The 21,129-nt window shown below is 42.2% G+C and carries 27 protein-coding genes; 22 read left to right on the top strand and 5 right to left on the bottom strand.

Annotation, left to right across the window (positions count from 1 at the left end; all coding sequences use genetic code 11):
- Nucleotides 1-44 precede the first annotated feature (44 nt).
- The 15 genes from Q4492_RS12600 (at nucleotide 45) to Q4492_RS12530 (ending at nucleotide 9,806) form a co-directional block, all read left to right on the top strand.
- Nucleotides 45-230, top strand: coding sequence for a hypothetical protein (locus Q4492_RS12600; protein ID WP_303418448.1), 186 nt, complete (start codon nucleotides 45-47; stop codon nucleotides 228-230).
- Nucleotides 223-1,266 carry an LPO_1073/Vpar_1526 family protein gene (locus Q4492_RS12595; RefSeq protein WP_303418445.1) on the top strand — a complete coding sequence of 348 codons (1,044 nt, stop codon included), beginning with the start codon at nucleotides 223-225 and terminating at the stop codon, nucleotides 1,264-1,266. The genes Q4492_RS12600 and Q4492_RS12595 overlap by 8 nt, the downstream gene beginning before the upstream one ends.
- Nucleotides 1,267-1,351: 85 nt before the next feature.
- Entirely contained in the window at nucleotides 1,352-2,020 is a 669-nt protein-coding gene (locus tag Q4492_RS12590) for a hypothetical protein (RefSeq protein WP_303418442.1), read from the top strand.
- A 566-nt stretch (nucleotides 2,021-2,586) separates the two neighbouring features.
- Nucleotides 2,587-2,916: a type II toxin-antitoxin system RelE/ParE family toxin gene (locus tag Q4492_RS12585; RefSeq protein ID WP_303418440.1), complete on the top strand. Its 330-nt coding sequence runs from the start codon at nucleotides 2,587-2,589 to the stop codon at nucleotides 2,914-2,916.
- Entirely contained in the window at nucleotides 2,909-3,196 is a 288-nt protein-coding gene (locus tag Q4492_RS12580) for a DNA-binding transcriptional regulator (protein WP_303418438.1), read from the top strand. The genes Q4492_RS12585 and Q4492_RS12580 overlap by 8 nt, the downstream gene beginning before the upstream one ends.
- A gap of 75 nt (nucleotides 3,197-3,271) precedes the next feature.
- On the top strand, nucleotides 3,272-3,706 hold the full coding sequence (locus Q4492_RS12575) for a hypothetical protein (RefSeq protein WP_303418435.1): 435 nt from the start codon (nucleotides 3,272-3,274) through the stop codon (nucleotides 3,704-3,706).
- Nucleotides 3,707-3,846: 140 nt separating this feature from the next.
- A complete protein-coding gene (locus Q4492_RS12570; RefSeq protein ID WP_303418432.1) occupies nucleotides 3,847-4,248 on the top strand; it encodes a GFA family protein in 402 nt (133 codons plus the stop codon).
- An 84-nt stretch (nucleotides 4,249-4,332) separates the two neighbouring features.
- The gene (locus Q4492_RS12565; RefSeq protein ID WP_303418429.1) at nucleotides 4,333-4,764 is read left to right on the top strand and encodes an acetyltransferase; all 432 of its coding nucleotides are present in this window, start codon (nucleotides 4,333-4,335) and stop codon (nucleotides 4,762-4,764) included.
- A 72-nt stretch (nucleotides 4,765-4,836) separates the two neighbouring features.
- Nucleotides 4,837-5,412, top strand: coding sequence for a YdeI family protein (locus Q4492_RS12560; RefSeq protein WP_303418427.1), 576 nt, complete (start codon nucleotides 4,837-4,839; stop codon nucleotides 5,410-5,412).
- Nucleotides 5,413-5,467: 55 nt separating this feature from the next.
- Nucleotides 5,468-5,962, top strand: coding sequence for a hypothetical protein (locus Q4492_RS12555; protein ID WP_303418425.1), 495 nt, complete (start codon nucleotides 5,468-5,470; stop codon nucleotides 5,960-5,962).
- 178 nt (nucleotides 5,963-6,140) lie between these two features.
- Nucleotides 6,141-6,809, top strand: coding sequence for a 2OG-Fe(II) oxygenase (locus tag Q4492_RS12550; protein WP_303418562.1), 669 nt, complete (start codon nucleotides 6,141-6,143; stop codon nucleotides 6,807-6,809).
- Between the two features lie 362 nt (nucleotides 6,810-7,171).
- Nucleotides 7,172-7,624, top strand: a complete 453-nt coding sequence (locus Q4492_RS12545; RefSeq protein ID WP_303418422.1) for a hypothetical protein — start codon at nucleotides 7,172-7,174, stop codon at nucleotides 7,622-7,624.
- A gap of 146 nt (nucleotides 7,625-7,770) precedes the next feature.
- On the top strand, nucleotides 7,771-8,694 hold the full coding sequence (locus Q4492_RS12540; RefSeq protein WP_303418420.1) for a zinc dependent phospholipase C family protein: 924 nt from the start codon (nucleotides 7,771-7,773) through the stop codon (nucleotides 8,692-8,694).
- Nucleotides 8,691-9,089, top strand: a complete 399-nt coding sequence (locus Q4492_RS12535) for a hypothetical protein (RefSeq protein WP_303418417.1) — start codon at nucleotides 8,691-8,693, stop codon at nucleotides 9,087-9,089. Before Q4492_RS12540 ends, Q4492_RS12535 begins: the two co-directional genes overlap by 4 nt.
- 381 nt (nucleotides 9,090-9,470) lie before the next feature.
- Complete coding sequence (locus tag Q4492_RS12530) at nucleotides 9,471-9,806, top strand: hypothetical protein (RefSeq protein ID WP_303418415.1); 336 nt, start codon at nucleotides 9,471-9,473, stop codon at nucleotides 9,804-9,806.
- 212 nt (nucleotides 9,807-10,018) lie between these two features.
- Here the strand turns inward: Q4492_RS12530 and Q4492_RS12525 are convergent, their stop codons facing one another.
- On the bottom strand, nucleotides 10,019-11,866 hold the full coding sequence (locus Q4492_RS12525) for a methyl-accepting chemotaxis protein (RefSeq protein ID WP_303418413.1): 1,848 nt from the start codon (nucleotides 11,864-11,866) through the stop codon (nucleotides 10,019-10,021).
- Between the two features lie 588 nt (nucleotides 11,867-12,454).
- Between Q4492_RS12525 and Q4492_RS12520 the strand changes: the two genes are divergently transcribed.
- The 3 genes from Q4492_RS12520 to Q4492_RS12510 all read left to right on the top strand — a co-directional run bounded on the left by Q4492_RS12520 (nucleotide 12,455) and on the right by Q4492_RS12510 (nucleotide 14,334).
- Nucleotides 12,455-12,958 (top strand): alpha/beta hydrolase, encoded by a 504-nt coding sequence (locus Q4492_RS12520; protein WP_303418411.1) that lies wholly within the window; start codon nucleotides 12,455-12,457, stop codon nucleotides 12,956-12,958.
- 116 nt (nucleotides 12,959-13,074) lie between these two features.
- A complete protein-coding gene (locus tag Q4492_RS12515) occupies nucleotides 13,075-13,359 on the top strand; it encodes a cysteine-rich CWC family protein (RefSeq protein ID WP_303418409.1) in 285 nt (94 codons plus the stop codon).
- A gap of 123 nt (nucleotides 13,360-13,482) precedes the next feature.
- A complete protein-coding gene (locus Q4492_RS12510; RefSeq protein ID WP_303418407.1) occupies nucleotides 13,483-14,334 on the top strand; it encodes a transglutaminase family protein in 852 nt (283 codons plus the stop codon).
- Between the two features lie 89 nt (nucleotides 14,335-14,423).
- Here the strand turns inward: Q4492_RS12510 and Q4492_RS12505 are convergent, their stop codons facing one another.
- Together Q4492_RS12505 and Q4492_RS12500 are read right to left on the bottom strand one after the other, a co-directional pair.
- Entirely contained in the window at nucleotides 14,424-15,161 is a 738-nt protein-coding gene (locus Q4492_RS12505) for a hypothetical protein (RefSeq protein ID WP_303418405.1), read from the bottom strand.
- 51 nt (nucleotides 15,162-15,212) lie between these two features.
- Complete coding sequence (locus tag Q4492_RS12500; RefSeq protein WP_303418403.1) at nucleotides 15,213-16,388, bottom strand: hypothetical protein; 1,176 nt, start codon at nucleotides 16,386-16,388, stop codon at nucleotides 15,213-15,215.
- Between the two features lie 490 nt (nucleotides 16,389-16,878).
- Here Q4492_RS12500 and Q4492_RS12495 point away from each other — a divergent pair, with 490 nt between their 5' ends.
- The 4 genes from Q4492_RS12495 (at nucleotide 16,879) to Q4492_RS12480 (ending at nucleotide 18,708) form a co-directional block, all read left to right on the top strand.
- Complete coding sequence (locus tag Q4492_RS12495) at nucleotides 16,879-17,220, top strand: cupin domain-containing protein (RefSeq protein WP_303418401.1); 342 nt, start codon at nucleotides 16,879-16,881, stop codon at nucleotides 17,218-17,220.
- A gap of 184 nt (nucleotides 17,221-17,404) precedes the next feature.
- Nucleotides 17,405-17,731, top strand: a complete 327-nt coding sequence (locus Q4492_RS12490; protein WP_303418400.1) for a hypothetical protein — start codon at nucleotides 17,405-17,407, stop codon at nucleotides 17,729-17,731.
- 69 nt (nucleotides 17,732-17,800) lie between these two features.
- Nucleotides 17,801-18,130 carry a multidrug efflux SMR transporter gene (locus tag Q4492_RS12485; RefSeq protein WP_303418398.1) on the top strand — a complete coding sequence of 110 codons (330 nt, stop codon included), beginning with the start codon at nucleotides 17,801-17,803 and terminating at the stop codon, nucleotides 18,128-18,130.
- Nucleotides 18,131-18,282: 152 nt separating this feature from the next.
- A complete protein-coding gene (locus tag Q4492_RS12480) occupies nucleotides 18,283-18,708 on the top strand; it encodes a hypothetical protein (RefSeq protein WP_303418396.1) in 426 nt (141 codons plus the stop codon).
- A gap of 80 nt (nucleotides 18,709-18,788) precedes the next feature.
- Here the strand turns inward: Q4492_RS12480 and Q4492_RS12475 are convergent, their stop codons facing one another.
- Both Q4492_RS12475 and Q4492_RS12470 read right to left on the bottom strand, forming a co-directional pair.
- Entirely contained in the window at nucleotides 18,789-19,478 is a 690-nt protein-coding gene (locus Q4492_RS12475) for a response regulator (protein WP_303418394.1), read from the bottom strand.
- A 17-nt stretch (nucleotides 19,479-19,495) separates the two neighbouring features.
- Nucleotides 19,496-21,100 carry a sensor histidine kinase gene (locus tag Q4492_RS12470; RefSeq protein WP_303418392.1) on the bottom strand — a complete coding sequence of 535 codons (1,605 nt, stop codon included), beginning with the start codon at nucleotides 21,098-21,100 and terminating at the stop codon, nucleotides 19,496-19,498.
- Between the last annotated feature and the right edge of the window lie 29 nt (nucleotides 21,101-21,129).

The raw sequence follows: 21,129 nt of genomic DNA, 5'->3' as shown, positions 1-21,129 counted from the left end.
GCCCCTGCTGGCGGCGTTATGCCCCCGTAAACTAAGGAGAAGGAATGGATTGGCTTATCGAAAATAAAGAATGGCTTTTTAGTGGAATAGCAATCGCCATTCCATTAGCTATAGCGGGATGGGCGCTTTCATCAAAGAGCAAAAAGCAAGTGCAAAAAGGTGGAAAAGGCTCTACAAATATACAAATTGGTGGCAGCATCAATATAAAAGAGAAAGATAAAGGTGAGTAAGCAAGTACAAAAAGGCGGGGAAAACTCCACCAACATACAAGCTGAAGAAGTTAACGTAGTTCAAGGACTAACGTATGCAGAAGTCAGGCAGGTTGCCACTGATGTATTTAAAGCTAACTTCTATGATCTAGCAGGTGAAGCAAAAACTATTGCAGAATCGCGCGCGTCGCAAATTACTGAAGACTTTCTCGCCAAGCTTCAAGCAGAAAATCCTGATGGTTTTTCGAAAGCTCAAGACCCTGACTTTCAACATGCTTTATTCACAGTACAAAAAGAACATGCAAGGTCAGGTGATGAAGACTTGGGCTCATTGCTTGTTGATCTACTTGTAGATCGCAGCAAGCAAAACCAGCGAGACATTTTGCAAATAGTATTGAATGAATCTCTATCTATTGCACCCAAGCTCACAAAAGAACACTTGGCCGCTTTGGCTGTAGCGTTCCTTTTTCGGTATACGCAAAATTTTGGGATTGGGAATCATGAATCTTTGGGGCAGTATTTGGATGCGCATTGCGCCCCTTTTGCAGAAAACATACCCAAGAATCAAGCTTCCTATCAGCATCTTCAATTTTCTGGCTGCGGGGCTATCAGTATGGGCTCAGTCAATTTGGAGAATATTTTAGGTCAAACCTATCAGGGGTTGTTCTTAAAAGGGTTTGATCCTGAGGAAATAACTAAGCGAGAAGTGTCCATAGGAACTGATCAAAACTTTTTTATTCCATGCCTGAACGATCCTGAAAAACTTCAGGTTCGCGCGAACTCCAAAGAAATTTTGGAGAAAAATATGGAGCAGTTAAATGTACCTGAGGAAGATCGTCCGAAAATATTAGCTCTTTTTAATTTGGGTAAGATGAATGAAGGGAAAATTAAAGAAAAATGTATAGAAATTAGGCCTTATATGGCACAAGTGTTTGATGCTTGGTCTAGCTCAGACTTGAAGAGCTTTATGCTAACAAGCGTAGGAATCGCCATTGGCCACGCAAATATAAAAAGGCTTGTGGGTGAATTTGCAAATTTGTCTATATGGATTAATTAGGCATAACAAGCGCATGTTGTCGGACTGGTTTTCCGCTGCGCTTCAAACCAGCCGCAAATGCGGGCGTTAGCCATAAGGGGTGCATATGTTGAACTCTGACGATATTGAAAAATATCGATGCCCAAAAGGACTCATGTATTTTAACGAAAAGTGGAAAAGGGAGATCTTCAGGGATAAAGAGCAAAGAAGGTTAGCTCAATCGAAAAAAGGAATATATAAATTCTTTAGAGATGAGGTTATCCCTTTGGAAGTCTTTGCTAGGCGACGCTATCCAAATAGGTTCAGGATTATTCCGATCAATGGAAATCAAGGGTTTGATGCAGAGGTATACGATGACAAAGGTGATTTGTTCGAAAAAATAGAGTTAACGTACCCTCATGATGGGAAAGAATGTGCTCTAAGCACACGTAATCTGCATGAGCGTGGTTATGGGAATATACGAGTTTATAGTATCGGTGAAAATGTAGATTTATTAGTACCGTTCATAGAGAAAACTGCGTCTGATAAATCCCTAAAAGATTACGGGGATTGCGTTCTGGTTTTTATAATTGACTTTGATTTACCATTTCCTGAATTCAAACAAGCTTATGTAGATAGGATTAGAGAGCTAGGCTTGAAGATTAGCCACATCAATTTTCAGGCAAAAGAGGTCTGCTTTTTAGTGATGCCTTATAAAGATCTCTATTACTATCAGGCTAACAAGTTACTTAAAAAGGACCACAAAAAACATGGCTGCGCCAATGTGGCCTTTTAGTAAAGCGTTGGTATGACTCCCACTGTCAAGTTTAAACACAGTTGTACCTGCTTTTTCGTTCAAAGCCTTTTTGTCTAACTAAATAGAGTTAATGCATCGAATGAGGTCGGTAATTTCGTCGGTTTTCATGCTGGTATCCGTGGATTACTCATTCTTAAATGAGCAGCGCCTACCTTACTTATTCCGTCGTGGCACTGATCTTCAGTCTATGCTCGTGGATCAACTGTTCACACAGCTGCCTGCCTAACGCCGTCGGAGATTATGCCACTGCCGTGGACTGATCCAATGCACTAACTCTAAACCTGTCATTATGCGGGAACTCTCGATAAACGTTTTGCTGGATCCACGAATTGAAGGGGTCAGCCCTTTACGACCTCAGTAAACTTTTTGTGAGTGTCTAAGCTAATAAAAATTATGCTACTGTTAATCATGCTGACCTCCGACTGGTATTGTTAACAGATACAGTATGGCTCTGGCTTCTAACTAACCCACGAAAATGGATGTCAGCACCTCGTGGGAGTCATTATGTCTATTCGGCAATAGGCATCGCTTGACAAGGTACGGCATTGCCGTATTGTTGCCTCATAATCTTTATAGAAACAAGCTTCTTTACTAAACTGCTTACAGATTATTTATCAGATGATGAATATCGTGGTTTGCAATCTTACCTTCTTCAAAAACTAGACGCCGGGGATATTGTAAAGGGCTCTGGTGGTGTCAGAAAGGTAAGGTGGGCCTCTTCAGGAAAAGGCAAAAGTGGTGGCGTGCGCGCTATTTACTATTGGAAGAAGGCTGAACATGAGATATGGATGCTCACTATGTACAGTAAATCGGAGCGAGCGACTATCGCAGGTCATGTGTTGAAACAAATAGGAGAGGCAATCGACAATGAATAATAGAGATATAGGTGCCGAAATTCTTGCAGGTATAAATGAGATTAAGGAATATAAAAAGGGAAAGGTTTCTCTACGCAATAACGAATTAAGTGAGCCATCAGCGCCACAGGTTATTCGCTCTAAATTAAAAATGTCTCAGGTTATGTTTGCCGGTTTACTCGGTGTAAGCACAAGAACTTTACAGGATTGGGAACAGGGAAGAAGAAACCCTCAAGGACCAGCAATTGCATTACTAAGGATAGCTGAACAACATCCTGAAGTTTTTAGTGAGTTAAGATAAGGGCATTGGCTAATAACAAATCAGTGAAGACGGACGTTCGCAAAGAGCGCGATCGCCGCTTATTGAGGCGTTGGTATGAATATGACAACAACGGTATCGATCATCTCGCTTTTGCTACTGAGCTTTGTGGTTTTCCTGACTACATTGGTAGAAGTAACTACGTGTACTCAGGGTAGTCTCGATGTTTGGCTTGTATCATTATTCGTGTTTGTGCCAGCAATTGTAGGTCTTTCTGGCGTTGCTCTCATTGGGCGAGCGCGAAGACTTTTTGTACGCTGGTTCACATTGCCTGTGTTATTGGCGTTACCGTTGTCCAGTTATCATGTAGTTCGATATATCATCGGCATTAATTTAAAAGGTGAGCATCCTTGTAGCATTGCAACGGGAACGGATTTCGAATCTTTTCCTCTGGAGCCATGGGTACCTTATTGGGCCCCCATCCATTTTTCGGCGCTTGCTTTTTGCAGCTGGGTTGTCATCCAATTTTGGTTCGGCAAGAGAAAAGGCTAACAAGGTTATCAACTTGATGCACCATACTCCGCGCCTTTTTGGGGTGGCTACGCCACCTTACCCAAAAAGCCATTCCATATGTGGCATAGATTATCATGGCGTTAGGTGTGTTTTATCCAAAGACCAAGGAGGAGGTTCTGATGACTGATTATGTGGGTTCTTGTCTATGTGGCACTGTGAGTTTTGAGATAAAGGGTGATTTTGATAGTTTTTTCCTGTGTCATTGTCAGCATTGCCAAAAAGATACGGGTTCGGCTCATGCGGCAAACCTATTCTCACGGTCAGCAACATTGGTCTGGCGGTCGGGTGCCGATGCTGTGACGTCCTTTACGCTTCCTGGCAGTCGTCATAACAAAAGCTTTTGTAAGGTCTGTGGTTCAGCACTGCCAAATACTCAGATCGAAGGTTTGCTCGTCGTTCCCGCAGGGTGCTTGGACACTGAAATATCTATGGTGCCTACAGCGCATATCTTTTTGTCCAGCAGAGCTGCTTGGGATGAGGAGTTAGGGGAAGTACCAAAGTTCGAGGGGTTGCCTGATTGAGCTACTATCACATACTGTTGGTGGACGCATCTATGCTCCGGCATATCGGAAAGCCAAAGGTTAAATTTTCAATCAGGTTTAGTGATGAATATTGAAGTTGTAGAAAAAGCAGATCATCTTAGGCTGCTAAAAATTTGGGAAGGATCTGTGAGAGCAACCCATGATTTTTTGGCGGAAGAAGATCTTCAGGAATTAAAGCCACTGATCTTAGAGCAGTATTTTGACGCCGTTGATTTAAGGTGTGCAAAAAATAGTAAGGGTGAAATATTGGGGTTCTGTGGTGTACATGGTGGAAACATTGAGATGCTGTTCATTTCACCTGATGCGCGTGGCAAAGGTTTAGGAACTCTGTTAGCTACTTATGCGATCAAGTCCCAAGGGGCTAGCAAAGTTGATGTTAATGAACAGAATGAGCAAGCGTTAGGTTTTTACCAGAATATTGGTTTTTCTGTTACGGGCCGTTCACCAATTGGTGGTCAGGGCAAGTCTTATCCGCTGTTGCATATGGCGCTATAAACATTAAATAAGGCCAAGCAACGTGATAGCTTTTTATAACGCCAACCAATCACTAAAGAGAATCTAATTTAGATGCCAGAACCTGATCCATTAAAAATTATTGCATTTGCAACGCCAAAAGATCTTGGCAAGTGGCTCGAGAAGAATCATGCAAGGGAACGTGAGTTGTGGGTAAAGATTTTTAAAAAGAATACTGGAATCCCAAGTGTTACTTGGAATGATGTGGTGATAGAAGTTTTATGCTGGGGCTGGATTGACGGCGTAAAAAAGTCAATTGATGATCAAGCCTATCTTCAACGCATAACTCCTAGAACAGCACGAAGCAACTGGTCTAAAAGAAACACAGAGCATGTGGAACGTTTGATCGGCGAAGACCGGATGAGGGAACCTGGGCTTGTACATGTGCGTGCAGCAAAGGCTGACGGTCGGTGGGAAAACGCCTATGTAGTAAGTGAAATGGAAGTGCCTGCAGATTTCTTAGTAGCATTGGATAATCAGCCAAGAGTAAAATTTTTTTTTGAGACACTTAATAAATCGAGTCGTTATGTTATCGCTTATGGTTTAACAAGCGCAAAGAAACCTGAAACTAGACAAAGGCGTTTCACAAAATATATGGAAATGCTTGTGCATGAGGAAAAACCCAAATAGTTGAATCGTGTATATCAATGCGCTTAGTACTCAGGGTTGGGGCAGAAATAATACTATGTCGAATCACTATACTTTTACGTTGAATTTAAAACTTAAACGCAATCTAATGGCCACAGAAATTGCCACATTAGAATATATTCTTAATGGTAATGGCTCTCCACCGACTGATTTACCCAATCACTCCTTTTTTTCTAGCGGCTTACCTAACTATGTTTACTGGAAATCATACAAGGAGTTTCCAGTAGGGGGTTGGCGATCTGAGTTTTGGCAATCAGTCTACTCCCCTGGTTGTGCAGCCGATGGTCAAATGAATTATGGCGTAAATTTATATCTGCCTAGCCATAAATTGGAAGGGGCTCTTAGCGAACTCCCATTTGCTTGTTGGCTTGCAACCATTAGTACTTCAATTGGTTATGTTGGGGCAATTACCTGTGAAGATGATGATATTGGGATGCCACTTTTTCTTCTGTTTATCAATGATGGGCAGTTAAAAATAAGTAGTTTGCCTGACAACCTTGAACTGGAATCTGCTGAAGGCATATCGGGTTGATCGAACATCAATAGAGAAAGCTCTGGCTGCTTTACAACAAGATAGTTCAGTTAATAAATATAAGGTTATACTAGCCAATGGCTTTAACAAAGCGTTGCACTGGGCAAGTCTGAGAATGCAACGTTATCCAAGATGAGTTGAAGTATTAATTCTGAATAGGTAGTAAATAAAATTGGCAGTGCTAAAAAAATTTCCCAAAGCGAGTGGCGGAAATACCTTTGATGAAACACTATTTGGTCTTATCGCCGATGATCTGGAAAAACAAGGGTACAGCATTCGGCATGGAGCTCTCCCTGATGATATATCAAGTTCTTTGTATTCATACCAACAAGATTTAAATGCGGCCAAATACGCTGATGCAGGTATTGGGCGTGGTGAGGACTTTTTAAAGACCGAATTTGTAAGAACGGATGAGATTTTTTGGATTGTTGAAGAGTCGGATGCGGGAAAGAAGTGGATCGATTGGACATCTAAATTACAGCGTTTCTTAAATCAAAGGCTCTTTTTAGGTTTATTCTCTTTTGAGAGTCATTTTGCACATTATTCGCCGGGGGCATACTACAAAAGACATCGCGATGCTTTTCGAGGAGAGGCAAACCGCGTTCTATCGGTCGTAACATACTTAAATCCAGCCTGGGGACACTCTGATGGTGGTGAGCTGGTGTTATATAGTGATGATCAAGATCGTGAAGGGTTAAAAGTTGTTCCTTTATACGGAACTTTAGTGTTTTTTCTGAGTGAAGAGTTTCCTCATGAGGTGTTGCCCGCTACTAGGGATAGGTATTCTATTGCTGGTTGGTTTCGTGTTAACAATTCAATTAATAATAATATTGACCCGCCTCGTTAAGTCGATCGATTCAAAGTATAACAAGCACTTCAAAAATGACGCTTGGCTGCATATTTTAAGCGGGCGTTATGCATAGGATATAAAATGGTTAATCTTGAAGATATAAGTATGATTTTCAGTCTAGCTGGAAGGTTTTCGGAATGAGCATTGCTTGGGTAATAGCTTTTTATTGATCGCTATTTTGTTCATAGTTATCTTAGAGTCCGCAGGAATTATCAGTCTTGCCTAACAAATTAATCAATGGCGTTCCTGCGGTGCTGAACCTTCACTTTGCGGCTTTGCCGCTTGGTTTCGGTTCTTTATGTAAGGCTTTGTGTTTCAAAAAAATAAAAACCGCCTAAAAACATGGGAGTGTGTTCTATATGAGTCTCGCTAGGTTAGAGAGTAGATGGAAAGCCTGTTTTACATCGATAGTGCTGGTGAGTCCTTTCCCTATTTTAATTATATTTTTTGTGGCCCTCGACTTTCGTGCTCCTTCAGATATAGATAATAGTGTGCTTATCTTTTTTAGCGTCATGTTTAAATGGATCATTGCACTTTTAATGGGTTTGTTTCTCTATGTGTTGATATCCTTATTAGGCTGGCTTCTTATCGGTATGCCAATCAGCAGGCTAATAGAAAAAAGTAATAACCCTAGTATTTTTATTTATTTGGCCGTTTCAATATTTTTTAGCCTATGTTTAGGGGTGTTTAATGCTCCCAATACTTCTATCGCTAATAATTTACAATCAATCGCGTTTTTTGCTATTCCTATTGTTTTACAAACAACGATTTATAAAATTTACTTAAATAAAATAATTTCACATAACAAGTAGCTGCGTCAAAAGCCACATGGGAAACATATGGAGCCTGAAATCATATTTCGAATCGCTTTCTGTTTTGGTTTTGCTGGCAACGAGTTTATTGGCCTCAGGTTAAGCCAGTAACATAACGGATACATTATTAATAATAAGGACGAACCATGCCTGGTGCATTCGCACATCTTGCAGCGGTTAATTTCGCACTAAGTAATGCAAACCTCAAAAAACTAGATATGCCTAAGAGGGCAAAGTTAATCCTAAGTAGAAATCAAAAGTTTGTTGAGTTGGGCTGTGTCAGTCCTGACTATCCCTATTTGATGTTAATAAGCCCAGCTCAAAAGGCGTGGGCAGATAAGATGCATTATGAAAAAGTAGGTGTCTTAATAAAAAAAGCAATCTTGCTTGTGAAGGTGCTGCCGAATAAAGAGCAAGAGAAAGCGTTTTCTTGGCTGTGTGGTTTTGTTGCCCATGTGATTACTGATATTACAATTCACCCTGTGATTGAGCTGAGAGTTGGGCCTTATAAGGAGAATGCAAAAGAGCACCGCATCTGTGAAATGAACCAAGACGCATATATCTGGCCAAAGCTGAACTTAGGCAAAATCGGCTATGCCGATAGAGTTAGAGATAATATTGGTGCCTGTAATGATGCTCATAATCCATCGGATTTAGATAAAACCATCACGACGTTATGGGGACGCTGTTTAACGGAGATCTTCCCTGAAAAAGCGAATGCTACACCGCCAGATATTAATGGTTGGCATAAAGGTTTTCGGTTCATCGTGGATAACGCCGACGAAGGTTATCGACTTTTTCCTTTTGCTCGGCATGTTGCGGCTAAACAAGGGTTAGTTTATCCCAATCAAGACGCCATCGATCCCTCTTATATTAAAGCTTTAAAAACGCCTGATGGAGTCGCCGATTACGATGCTATTTTCGAACGTGCTGTTGAAAACGTAAGGGAATACATCTGTTGTTTGGCTAATGCTGTTTTTGATGAGGGGAGTGTTGATATGTTCTTAAACTGGAATTTAGATACCGGCCTCTGTGAAGACGGAAATTTAACCGCTTGGAATAACACATGAAACATCTACTCTTTATTATTGTATCTATGCTAATCGTTGGATGCTCTACATCTAACCCTTATAACAATGAAAAAATGTATGACTTAGCGTCACAATTTAAAGACCTGTCTCAAACGGTTGATGGTTCTATTAAATTTGGAGAGGTTGCGATTGAAAATGGTCATCAAGCCTTAGAACGTGTTTCGATTGAGCAACCGGATAAGGTTGCCCCTTTTGCCGAATATATCATCAAAGTTGAAGTGCAAGGTGACAATGCGGTGCTTCTATTATGCGATGAGGATATTGCCCTTATAGAAGATGCCGGCTGTAATGCCGTTGTTGATAAAGTCTATTGGCAAGCGCTTAATCCTAAGAGTTGTGTGATCAGATTAGATAGTCACCAGCTTTGCAAATAGAGAGTGGGGCTAGGGGGCGTCTTGCCTAGAGCCTATTTGATTATTTTTCCTGTCGGTCAAGCACGCTACATTAGGTAGGAATTCAGCCTGTGAGCGAAAGGCTCAGTGTAACCTGAGGGGCTTAGGGCGTAGCTTTATTGCTACAGCTGTTAGGGCAGCTGTAGCAAAAGAGAAACAGACTTTACATCATTGTTCTTATGATGAAATAAAATATTTTTTAAGGTTAATTTGTAACCAATTGATTTCAATCGTTAACACATGGTGATTAGGTGTAACGGCCTCTATTTTTAACTAATGGAACTATCTTTGCAATTTCATATCAGAATATTTAGTGCCCTGTAAAAAAGGGTAATGAGTAATTAACCGTAAGCAGGCTGTGTTATGAATTTAAAAATAGGAATAGGTTTTTTCTCGGCGATGGTTTTTTCTTTATCTGCTGTTGCAGGTTCTGAAGGTGTTTCCACTCAATATAAAGGTGGTTTTTATGATATGGCAGGTTATTTGAACAAGGCAGCAGTTGTCGGTTCTGATCAGCCCAGAAACGCGCCTATAAGCATTAAGGGTGGGCCATTTGATATGAATGGTTATCTAAAACTGACGGCTTCTTCTAAACCTTCAACTCTGGGCCATCACAAGCCAGTTCAGGTTGCTACAATAAATATGCATGCCAATCCGAATCTATTATTTGTGCCAGGTGCTTTAGATCACCATCTGTAAGAACCGTTGAAAAGCATTTGCCTTTTTATTGTTTTATCGCTCTTTTCTCGTCTATATCTCGTGCAGTAGTTTTAACTACGGTGCAGGGTATATAGATTCTATTTATATTGGTCGATGACGTTTGCCCTAAAGCTTTTCAGTCTAGGGGGCTACTTATAAGAGATCCTAATTCAAGTTTTCTGTTGTTTTACGGTTCCTTAAGGTTGCACCGGTTATTGGGCTTTTAAGGGTTTAGGTTCTAAATTGAATTTGTGACAGTGGGCCTCATAACGTGCTTTTAGCTCGGATTCGCCTAATAGATTACCGGGTTCGTCGCGATAGGAGCCGTCGCCATTGAGAGCGGTACCTTGCCATGTCTGTTCAATCGCGGTGCGTTCTCTTTGTTGCTTAAACCAATGGATGAAACGGTTTGCTTGGGCTAATAAGCGATAGCTAGAGGCGCTACTATTAACGACCATAGTATAAAAAAATGGTCGGGGCGCTAAGTTGCCCGGTATTATTTCAATTTTATCGTACCAAGGGCTTGCTGGGTTTTTACATGCCCAGTAATAGATGGGTAGATCAATACCAAAGGCATCGACAATACCATCGGCAAGGCAGTGGTGTATGCGAGATTGATCGGAGTAGGCGATTAGGTTATTCAGCGTGATGCTGCCCCCCGGTTTTTTCTCGTTACTACTCCAGCGGACGCCTAGATCCTCTAAAATCATTAGGGCTGCAGGGTCGTTGATCACACCGACAACTTTATCTTGTAGATCTTGGATACTGTTGATTCGATCGTCGCCTTTACGACGGGCCAATACCCAAGGTAAGTAGGTATACGCTTCAGAATAGGCAACATTGTCATATTCGGCGGAGGGCGGTAAGGCGCTGATAACAATGTCGGCGGGTGGTTGGCCGAACTTTTTGCCTGATGTTAGTAGTTCTGTACACATATCCCAGGGTGCTTCGATAAATTCGCATTCGACCCCGAGATAGCGGGCAAATGCGAGTGCATAATCAACATCTAAGCCTTTAAGCGGTTCCCCCAGTTTTTCACGGAATGATAAACCAACAAAACTAGGTTCAATGGCGACGCGTAGTTTGCCTCGACGGAGTACGTCGTCTAATTGGTCATGTCCGGCATCGGCAACTAAGTGTAATTTATTTAGCGTTTGATTGATCGCTTTAGAGGCTAGATGGATATCAGTACTATGAATATCGACTTGATCTAACCCTTTCGACATATCTTCAACAACGTGATTAATCAGCTGGTTTTTATTGCTGATGCGCTGCATTGAGCCGTTGCTCATTTCTAGGGTTTCAAAGATGACCGCAGTATTCTCCATGACGGCACTGAGTTGTGTTGCTATAGAGTTAAATAGCTCGGTTAATTGCTCTGTCGCTGATTGGGTGACTTGGACGAAATTGTCCAATTTTTCAGTATTGGCTGCGCTGATATTACTTAGTTCAGCATTCACTTGAGAAAAGTCGAGCTGTTCGGCTGCTTGATTGGCTTGCTCTGTAGTCACGTTTGCTAGGCGTCTTACTTCATCGGCAACAACGGCAAATCCGCGACCATGTTCACCGGCTCGAGCAGCCTCAATTGAGGCATTAAGTGCTAAAAGGTTAATCCCTTTCCCTATCTTAAGAATACCATTAAGCACCTCGTTTACATTGCTAGATTTATCAGCAAGGGAGCTGCTTATCTCATCTAGTGATAGGCTAATTGAGCTGTTTACTTCATCTACTTCTGTTTTAATCTGTTGTTGGAGAGAGCTTACTTTAGTGTTAGAGCTGTTTAAGTAATCGTTGGCGACATTGAGTTCGGTGTCTAATTTTGTGGCACGTTGGTTAATCTCTGAGAGAAAGTTTTCTTGTGCTTCTAATGCTCTGAATATTTGCCGGGATAGTTGTGCTGTTTGGCTACTAATCAGTTGTAATGCGCGATAGAAACGCTTCTCATCATCTGAGAAGCGAGGAATGTCGATGGTCTGGGAATCTGGCGCATAGGTAATAGATGCTTGGGTATCCGAAGTTGTATTCTGTGATTTACCAAAAAGTTTATTAAATAGTGTCATAGCTAATTCCAAAAGGAGTACCCAGTAAGCACTATCTATAAGCAAATCTTGTTCCACAAGAATATAAAATTCGTAATAGGAATAAAATAAACGTATTTTTACGATATTATGCCTATCTAGCGAGCATTTATAGCTCAATAGAAGGAAAGAACGTCGAGTGACAGGCTATAAATTGGCTGTGGGCGAGTCCCTTTGCACTAGCGTTGTGCTTCTTTTGTTACATAAATGTGCGTTAAATGCGTGGATTTGTGGATTTTAACTTTTTATCTTCACTTTCCATGCTCGATGATCAATAGGGGCGATCATTGTACCTAGGCATCACCAAAGCAGGACTAGGTCACAGAAAGGAGGGCTAGGTAACAGGAAGAAGGGCGAATACCATATCTAGAATTAAACGACGTGACCGTGGGAGCCCATCCTTTATGTCTGACAGGGTGCCAGAGCGAAAAATTATTAGAAAATACTTATCTTGGACTGATGAGTATTTCCATTGTGTTTGACCCATATAGCTGGCCATATCATGATACTGTGTGGTCTTTAACAGCGTGCTACCCGCATCACTTCACAGGATAAAAGGGATAAGTGTCTATGAAAGTTTATTTTTCACATGGTAAAGAGAGTGGGCCATGGGGCAGTAAAATCAAACGATTGGCGGGTATCGCTCAACAGAAAGGTTACGCTGTCGATAGTATTGATTATTCCGATATTTTAGACCCTGACCTGAGAGTTGAACGCTTGCTTAGTGTACTGGGTGAAACCGGCGAAGCGTTTGTGTTGGTCGGTTCTAGTATGGGGGGTTATGTGTCATTGGTTGCTTCAGAACAGGTGAATGCCAAAGGTGTTTTCTTATTGGCTCCTGCACTCTATATGGAGGACGAGGACTATCAGCAGCAAAACTATCATCCCCATGGGTATGTGGAAGTTGTGCATGGTTGGTCGGATGATGTTATTCCCGTCGAAAACTCGATTCGCTTTGCCAAAGCCGTGGATTGCTCATTGCATCTCATTTCCGGTGATCATCGGCTTAATAGCTCGATTGAAGTAGTTGAACAGCTATTTTCGCAGTTTCTTGTCTCGGTTGACTCGCATTGAGATTCATCCGCTGGTCTGGTTTTGTTCTATGATTAAAGCATCTACGCGATGTAACCCCATGGGTACTTATATGTGGCTTTGGCGGCGATAGGATTGATCTGAAAGATTAATGGATCATGGTGGCGATTAATGGGTTAAACTTATTGTTTAATGCGACGACTTCATTGGGGTTGCTTACGTTGAATCAAGAAGACCTGTGCCCATCCGATAAATGCCCTCTGTGTGGCAAAGATAATCATTGTGGACATCTCAACTCAAGTGGTGAGGCTCTCTCTTGCTGGTGTTCTGATAGCCAAATAGAGTTTCCCCATGAGTTGGTAAGCCAAGTGTCTGCATCGCACCTCAATACTGCGTGTATTTGTAAGGCATGCGTCTTGGCCACAAAAAGCATCAAACCTTAATTCACACTATGGGTTGTCTGTGAATCGATGTAGATCTTGTTTAGATCTGTGAGTTTTATATGATCTTTTAGGTTGGCTGCAAGGTTCTCTTATGTAAGTTTGAACTTTCACTTTAGGGGCATTATGAAACGTTATAAAATCATTCATCGTACCTATTATAACTATACGGATACCGTGACTTTGGGCGCGCACCAGTTGTTACTGCGACCCCGAGAAGATCATGAGCTACGTATAGAGTCTTTCTCGTTGCAGATTACACCCGATGCAAAAATCTATTGGCATCGCGATGTGGAAGGTAACTCAGTAGCGATTGCCAATTTCAGCAACCCAGCGCAACAGTTGACGATCGAAAGCGAGGTGGTGATTCAGCAATATAATGAATCCCCCTTAGATTTTTTGGTGGCGGATTATGCGATTAATTATCCTTTTTCATATCACGAAAGCGATCAGTTTCTGCTGTCACCTTACCGAGTGCTGCCCGATGAAAATACCCGAACGCTATTAAATAACTGGTTATTTAGTGTTTGGCGTGGAGGCGAGGCGGTACAAACCTATACCTTATTGCAGCGGTTGACGGAGACTATCCATAATACCTTGGTTTACAAAGTGAGAGAGGAGCCGGGTGTGCAATCCGCCGAGGAGACCTTATCCCTTGGGTCGGGCTCTTGTCGTGATTTTGCTTTACTCTTTATGGAAGCGGTTAAGTGCCTAGGGTTTGCGGCGCGATTTGTCAGTGGCTATCTGCATGCGCCGTTGATGTCTGATCAGGTGGGTTCGACCCATGCGTGGGCCGAAGTCTATCTGCCGGGTGGCGGCTGGAAGGGCTTTGACCCAACCATAGGTGATATTGTAGGCACGGATCATATTCCCGTGGCCGTATCGCGTTTAGCTGAAGCGGTGCCGCCCATATCGGGGTCATACGCGGGCACGGCTGAGTCAAAAATGGATGTGGGTGTTTGGGTGAGTGAATGCTAAAACGCTGTAAATTGATAACAAGAAAAGGTGAGGGGGCTGGCGAGTTCGTCATTTGATTAGGGGCGGTTCAGCCGTGTGCCAGTCCATTACTAAAGGCTATCTAGCTCCTCAAATACGCGCCTCTTAATGTGTTCGAGTTCTATGGATGAGATGATTTGGCTGCAGTCGTGAGCAAAATACGACCAGCTATGTCTGGTACTATTTTTCATCTCTTGGATATAAGCGGCTACCTGTTTTTCTTGTGCGGGATCTTGTTTAGCGTGGACAATTTTATGCGCAAGTTTTCGGACGATATTTAATTTATTGATTGCGCCGCCGGCATCATCTACGTTGCATAGGCTAAACAACCCCTGAGGCTCTACCGCCTTTTCTAATACCTTAAGGTCGACTCCATCTTCAGTTAATGGCGGGGCGTATACTTTGGGTTCCTCGTCAAGAATGATAGTGCCAATATCGTATTTTTCATATTCTCTTCCTTTCCATTGGGCGACGGCTATATCTGTGGAGTGCCCGTAGGTTGAATGTTGAGTGTAAATAGGGACGGACAGTGGTGTATACGCCGGCATGCGCATCTCTACATTCAATGCTTTGGTGGGAATTAGTATGAAATGCCCTTGCGCGTTCGTTATTGACGACTGGGTTGCTGTTGCGGATGGTTTAACGCCATCGTAAGAAATGATGGCCCCGTCGATGGGCGTTAGATCTGATAAGCGTAAAACTACACCTGAGACCTCTGGCCCATTATACATTTTACTAATAACAGGAACGCAGGCGGCCAGCACAAATAGAGAGGTCAGGGTTAAAACAATGTTACCTGTATATTTCATTGAGATGAGCCTGTAAATGTGGGCGGTTTAGGTTCGTTGCTTGCTGATACTTTATTCTGTACTTAATTTAGATTCTATAGACCTTAGTTCATCTAAAATTTGGTTGTAGCGGTAAGATAAGTTGTTTTTTTCTTCGATCAGATCATTGGCTTTAGATATTATTCGGTGTTGGTCGTTTTCGCAGTCTTCAGTTTCGCGGTCGTAATCCGCTTGAGCTTCGCGCTCCGCATGGCTACATTGTGACAAACACTGAAAATCAGGCTCGTCTTTGTAATATTTAAAGATAATATCTAGTTTACGGATCTTTGGACAACGGTCGGCACAAGAATAGTCGACAATGGTCTGGGTGCATGATGAGTCTAACTTGTCTTCATACCGATCAATTTTATCTGTTAGCTTTTCGATGTGGGAGTCCAGTGTTTCCCATTCTGCCTTTAACCTGTGGTGTCGCTCAACCAGCGCTTTTTTTTGATTATGGCGGTTGTCTATTATGCTGTCTATTTTAACATCAAGGCGATTACCTAAGGTTAATCCTAACTGAATATTAGAGCTGGCGAGAGACCATTTTTTGTTTTTTAATAGTTCATGGGACTTGTTTACCGTCGCGTCAAATTCAGTGATGCTTTCAGCTATGTCTAACCGTTCAGTCTCACTTAGCTCGTTTACGCGGCGGCTTAATGTATGGCCTATATCATATAACTTACTTACGTCATCAAGTACTTTAAAGATGTCTTTGGTATGGTCTTGCATGGCTGCATAGTAACGCTTTTCATACGCGAGAATGTCCGCACCCGTAAAGGCTGGATTTTCGATGATGTCGAAGTATGTATTGTCTATTGCGAGGACAGTGTCAGGCAGCCCATATTTAATACCCCGTTTTAATAGCCTCATCTCATAGACATAGGCCATGTTATCTGATTTATGCTGGAATTCCGCTGCCGTGTGAAAGTTCGCTATGTTCTGCTCTGTTTCACGGATAAATGCGTCTAGTTTTTCCGGTGACGGATCTGGAGTACTTTTTAGGGCTTGGTATTGGCTTACTATGGTTTCAGGTATGGATATAGGTTCTCTATTTTGATTAGAATATTCTCCATAGGCACTCTTCAGGCGTGTCATGACCTCTTCGAGAGTATCTGTTTCATGTTCTGTGGCAGATGAATAAGGAGAGATACAAGCGAGCATTATGGTCAAAACAAGGGTGAGTGCGCCATTTATTATAATAGTCATTAGTGTCTCTTTTATTGAGTCCTTGGTAGTCCATATTTATGAAAATAGGTTGAATAAAATTTTCTGATCTACCGAAACCACTAATATAAAGACAGAATTGGCGCGGCGGGTACGTTGTTTTAGAATCGATAAATTGTCATTTTTAGGTGATATTAGCATGAGTTTTTAATTACTGGGATAGATGCTATTAAATAACTTAATGCTTCTATCACTCTCTATTAACCCTTCGCTCACCCGGTGAGCGAAAGGTTATAGCGAAAGACTCAATCACGACAGGCGCATAATGAAAGACTAAGCATGGAAGCTTGTAACTCATTCATTATTATTCACCCTTATCTATGCTGCTTTTACGGATGGGGAGTAAAAAAAGGGGGCTTGTATTTATACTAGGCTTAGGTTAAAAATATTTATAAATCATATAGATGTATGCCTAGTATAGGTAGATACACGGCCCTCCATATATACAACTATTATATTTCAAGGAGCTCTCTTGGCAGTCATTAGCACTCAATTAGCCGAACACTATACTTGGGGAAATCAATGTGACGGTTGGCACCTTGTAAAAACTGAAAGCTTAAGTGTAATCCAAGAAAGAGTTCCCTCTGGTTGTTCTGAGTCTCGCCATTTCCACACTAAAGCAGAGCAATTCTTTTTTATATTATCCGGTATTGCAACTATGGAACTTGAGGGGGAAATCTTCAGGTTAAACCCAAATGAGGGTATTCATATTCCCGCAGGTTCAAGGCATCAATTAAGCAACCAACACGAAATTGATTTGGTATTTACAGTAACATCAACTCCACCGAGCCATGGTGATCGAATTGAAATATAACAAGCCATCCCGCTGACGGCAAAGCATCGGCTGAGGTGGGCGTTATGAGCCTCCAGTTTTCTAATTTAGGAGCCTAAGTAGGAATCTAAGGGGCTGGTCTTGCATCGTGCATGTTAGTTACTAGTTGACCCTTAAGTACGTCAAAATCTCACCTATTCTTGCATTATGTTTAACGAGGCTAAAAATGGCGCTAGATTTCCACATAGGTGATAATCAGAAAGAGGCATCCTATCAAAATAGTGATGCGTCATTTGATTTTGAGCTTCATCGACTGCTTTTTACTCAGCTAGGCCTTACCGCAACAGAGTTTCCTCTATTCACAAGGCTTGAGGATTACTACAGCGATACAAAGTTTAATATTGACGAGTTGGTTTTTTTGATGGATGAAACCGATCAGGTCAAAGCGTTACTGTCTGAACATGACGCCTTCACTCAGCCGCTCGATAAATTGTTGTTGGTTTGTGAGAAAGCCTTAAAAGAGAAAGTAAGTATTTGGGTGTTTTGTGATTAAAACACGAAGCAAGTAGGGCCCCCCTGACGTTGTGGTGAGCAAAGCGTTATTTTTTATAGAAGGTTGAGTATGGGTTACTGGTATTTAGCAATAGCTATTGCTGCTGAAGTGATAGCAACACTTGCACTTAAAGCATCTAATGGTTTTTCTAATTTTACGTTTACAGCTATTTGTGTAGTGGGTTATGCCATTGCATTTTATTGCCTATCTATAGTACTTAAAACTATTCCTATAGGTATCGCTTACGCTATTTGGGCCGGTATGGGGATATGTCTAATTGCATCAATAAGTGCTGTTGTCTACAAGCAGGTGCCCGATCTGCCCGCAATAATAGGAATGCTCTTAATTATCTTGGGTGTAGTTGTTATCAATGTTTTCTCGAAAACGGTGAGTCATTAAACATATAAGAAGCTGTTAGTTTTGCTTAGGCGCTAAGTTTTATCTGTGATAACAATGTTTTTAGAAGAGAAATAATAAAAATGAAAGAGGCCTTTAAATATATAACTTGTCTTCTTGTGGGCATCATAATTGGCGGCTCTGCAATGCTTTTTATGTCAAAAAGGGCGAGCTCTACTTTTGTTGATTTAATCAAAGTAGTTTATGAACTAGAAGAGGAAACCTCAGCTAAAGAGGCGCTAGGTAATGGTCAATATTTCTTAGCGGCTCACCATTTCCAAAACCTTGTCGAGAGTACATCAAATTCCAGTAAATCGATTTTTCAGGCAGACCAAGAGTTTTGGGATTTTAAATTCCCCTTTTCTGCGATAGTACTTGATAGAATTCATAACCCCTCAGATCCAGATGATGCAGGCGTTCAAAGAGTACATGGCCTTTATCGAGGCATGCTTGCCTTTGCTTTTGAAAAAAACGGTATGCAGGAGCAAGCAGAGCAGGAGTGGCTACAAGCCTCAGCATTACTGGATATAGCCAATGTGTCAGAAACAAAACAGCTCATACGTCGTTCACTTGAAAACTAAGCCTTTAGAGGTGAGCTGACTATGTGTTGTAGATGCTATTTTATCTGAGGCAGCAGTGCTCTAAGGTCAAGGTCTGGAGGTTAAGAGTGACATCTTTGATAGCGTCTCTCTGGACGTCCAACTGTGCCGTAGCTGACCTCTGCAGATAGTTCGGTGCAACTAACCAGATATTCCAAATAACGACGGGCGGTGGTACGGCTGGCCCCGATAATTTCACCGACCTCTTCGGCGTTTAGTGTACCGTCTCGTTCGGCAAATACCTTATTCACATTATCTAGAGTGATCGCATCAATTCCTTTAGGTAAGCGTATGTTTTCCTGTGTAGTGGAATCTTGAGTGTTGCTGCGAGGTAGTACTCGATCGACATCGCATTGGGCTAAGGTTTCTAGGGCACGTAGTTTTTCTAGGTGTTGTTGGTAGTTGTGTAGCGTTTCCTGTAGCCGTTCGAAGACTAGCGGTTTAAGAATATAATCAAACACACCGCCATGAAGAGCTTCCCTAAGGGTATCGACCTCTTTTGCGGCGGTGATCATGATTACATCGATAGCATTGTTGCCTGCACGGATTTTGCGAAGAAGGTCAAATCCTGTGCCCGTTGGGAACTGGATATCCAGTAGTAAAAGGTCAGGTTGCATGATCTCGATGAGATCTTCCGCATCGGTTAGGCGATGGGCGATACCGATCAGTTCAAACCCCTCAATTCGTTCGAGAAAGCGCCGCTGAATTTCGGCAATTTGTGGATCATCTTCGGCAATGATTACTTTTATCATCAGTTATTCAATCCGTACTATTTTTTATTTTTAGGGATATAGACGGTAAAGCGGCTGCCACCATCAGAACTGCTCTCGATGGTGATTGTTCCATTAAGCTTATCAAGTAAGTTTTTCACCAAGTGTAGTCCATAACCGTGGCCATCGTTACTTTTGCTGCTGACGCCTTTTTCGAAAATTTTATCCTGCTGTTCTAGTGGGATACCTGGGCCTTGATCTTCAATTTCAAAAATTAGATCGTTCCCTAGATCGGTCATCGAGAGCTGTACTTTACCTTCGCCAGCGCGATAGTTTAGAGTCGCTTCCAGAGCATTATCGATCAGGTTTCCGAGGATGCTGACTAATTGCTCTCGGGGGAGTTTATCGGGCAGACTGGTCATTTCACTTTCAGGGTCAATGACTAAGGCTAGTCCCATCTCCCGTGCCCTATTATATTTGCCTAATAAGCATCCTGCTAATACTGGATCGGGTACCGCTTTCATCAGTAGTTTGATTAACGCTTGATGGCTTTGGGTTTCTTGCCCTATTAGCTGTAAAGCTTGATCGGTTGCGCCAATTTGAATAAGTCCGGCGATGGTGTGTAGTTTGTTGGAATACTCATGGGACTGACTGCGTAAAGTGTCCGCATATTGTTGAATCCTAGTCAGTTTTTGGCTGATCATATCCAGCTCATCTTTGCGTCGAAAACTGGATACTGCACCGATGATTGTATCGCCCTGTTTTAAGGGGAGGCGGTTGGCTATAATACAGTGATCACCTCGCCAGACCTCGCTATCAAATTGAGGCTCACCGCTTTTTAGTACGCTCAGCATTGAACTGTCTGGCAGGATCTCATCAACTTTACGGCCGATCAGGTTGATATCTTTAGGGAGCCCTAAGGTTTCAATAGCAGCCTGATTGATGGTGGTGATTTCACTGGCGTTGTTGATGGCAATAATGCCTTCTCGGACAGATTCTAGTGTGGCGCGTTGTTCATCAAACAACCGGGCTATTTGTTCGGGTTCGAGTCCAAATATAGCGCTTTTAAAATGGCTAGCGAACCAGACGGCAATGACTGCGCTGAGCATAAAAGAGCAGAGAATAACTAAGATAAGTGTGAGCCGATAACGGTTGATAATCTGATTAACTCGGTCAAGATCGTAGCCAACAGAGATAATGCCTACAATATTACCTTCTGGATTGATAATAGGGGTTTTTCCTCGCATGGACCAACCGAGTGACCCCACCGCTTTAGCTATATATCCATGTCCTTGAATCAGTGCTTGGGAGCCACTATCCCCATCATCGTCAGACATGGAATAGCCAATCTTCTCTGGTATCGGATGTGCTAGGCGTATGCCTTTATTATCACCGATGACAACAAAACGTGCTCCTGTTGTTTTGGCTAAAGACAGACTAAGAGGCTGTAAATAGGTGCTGTTTTTCTGTTCGACCGCCTCAGCAACATGGGGCATTACCGCAATTGTTTTAGCTACATCTAAGGCGCGTTGAGCAATCTGTTCATCGAGCGAACGCTCTAGATAGTGAAGGGCAAATAGACCAATAAAGCCGGTCTGTATGAGCGCCATAATCCCAAGTATCAGGATCATTCGCTGTTTCAATTTAAGTTGCGGAAGCTTCATGGTACGCACTCGTACTTAATAATTGTTGT

This window comes from Neptuniibacter sp. 1_MG-2023 (assembly GCF_030547185.1).
Lineage (GTDB): Bacteria > Pseudomonadota > Gammaproteobacteria > Pseudomonadales > Balneatricaceae > Neptuniibacter.
Note: the sequence above shows the minus strand (reverse complement) of the source record. Positions and strands in the feature narration are given on the sequence as shown.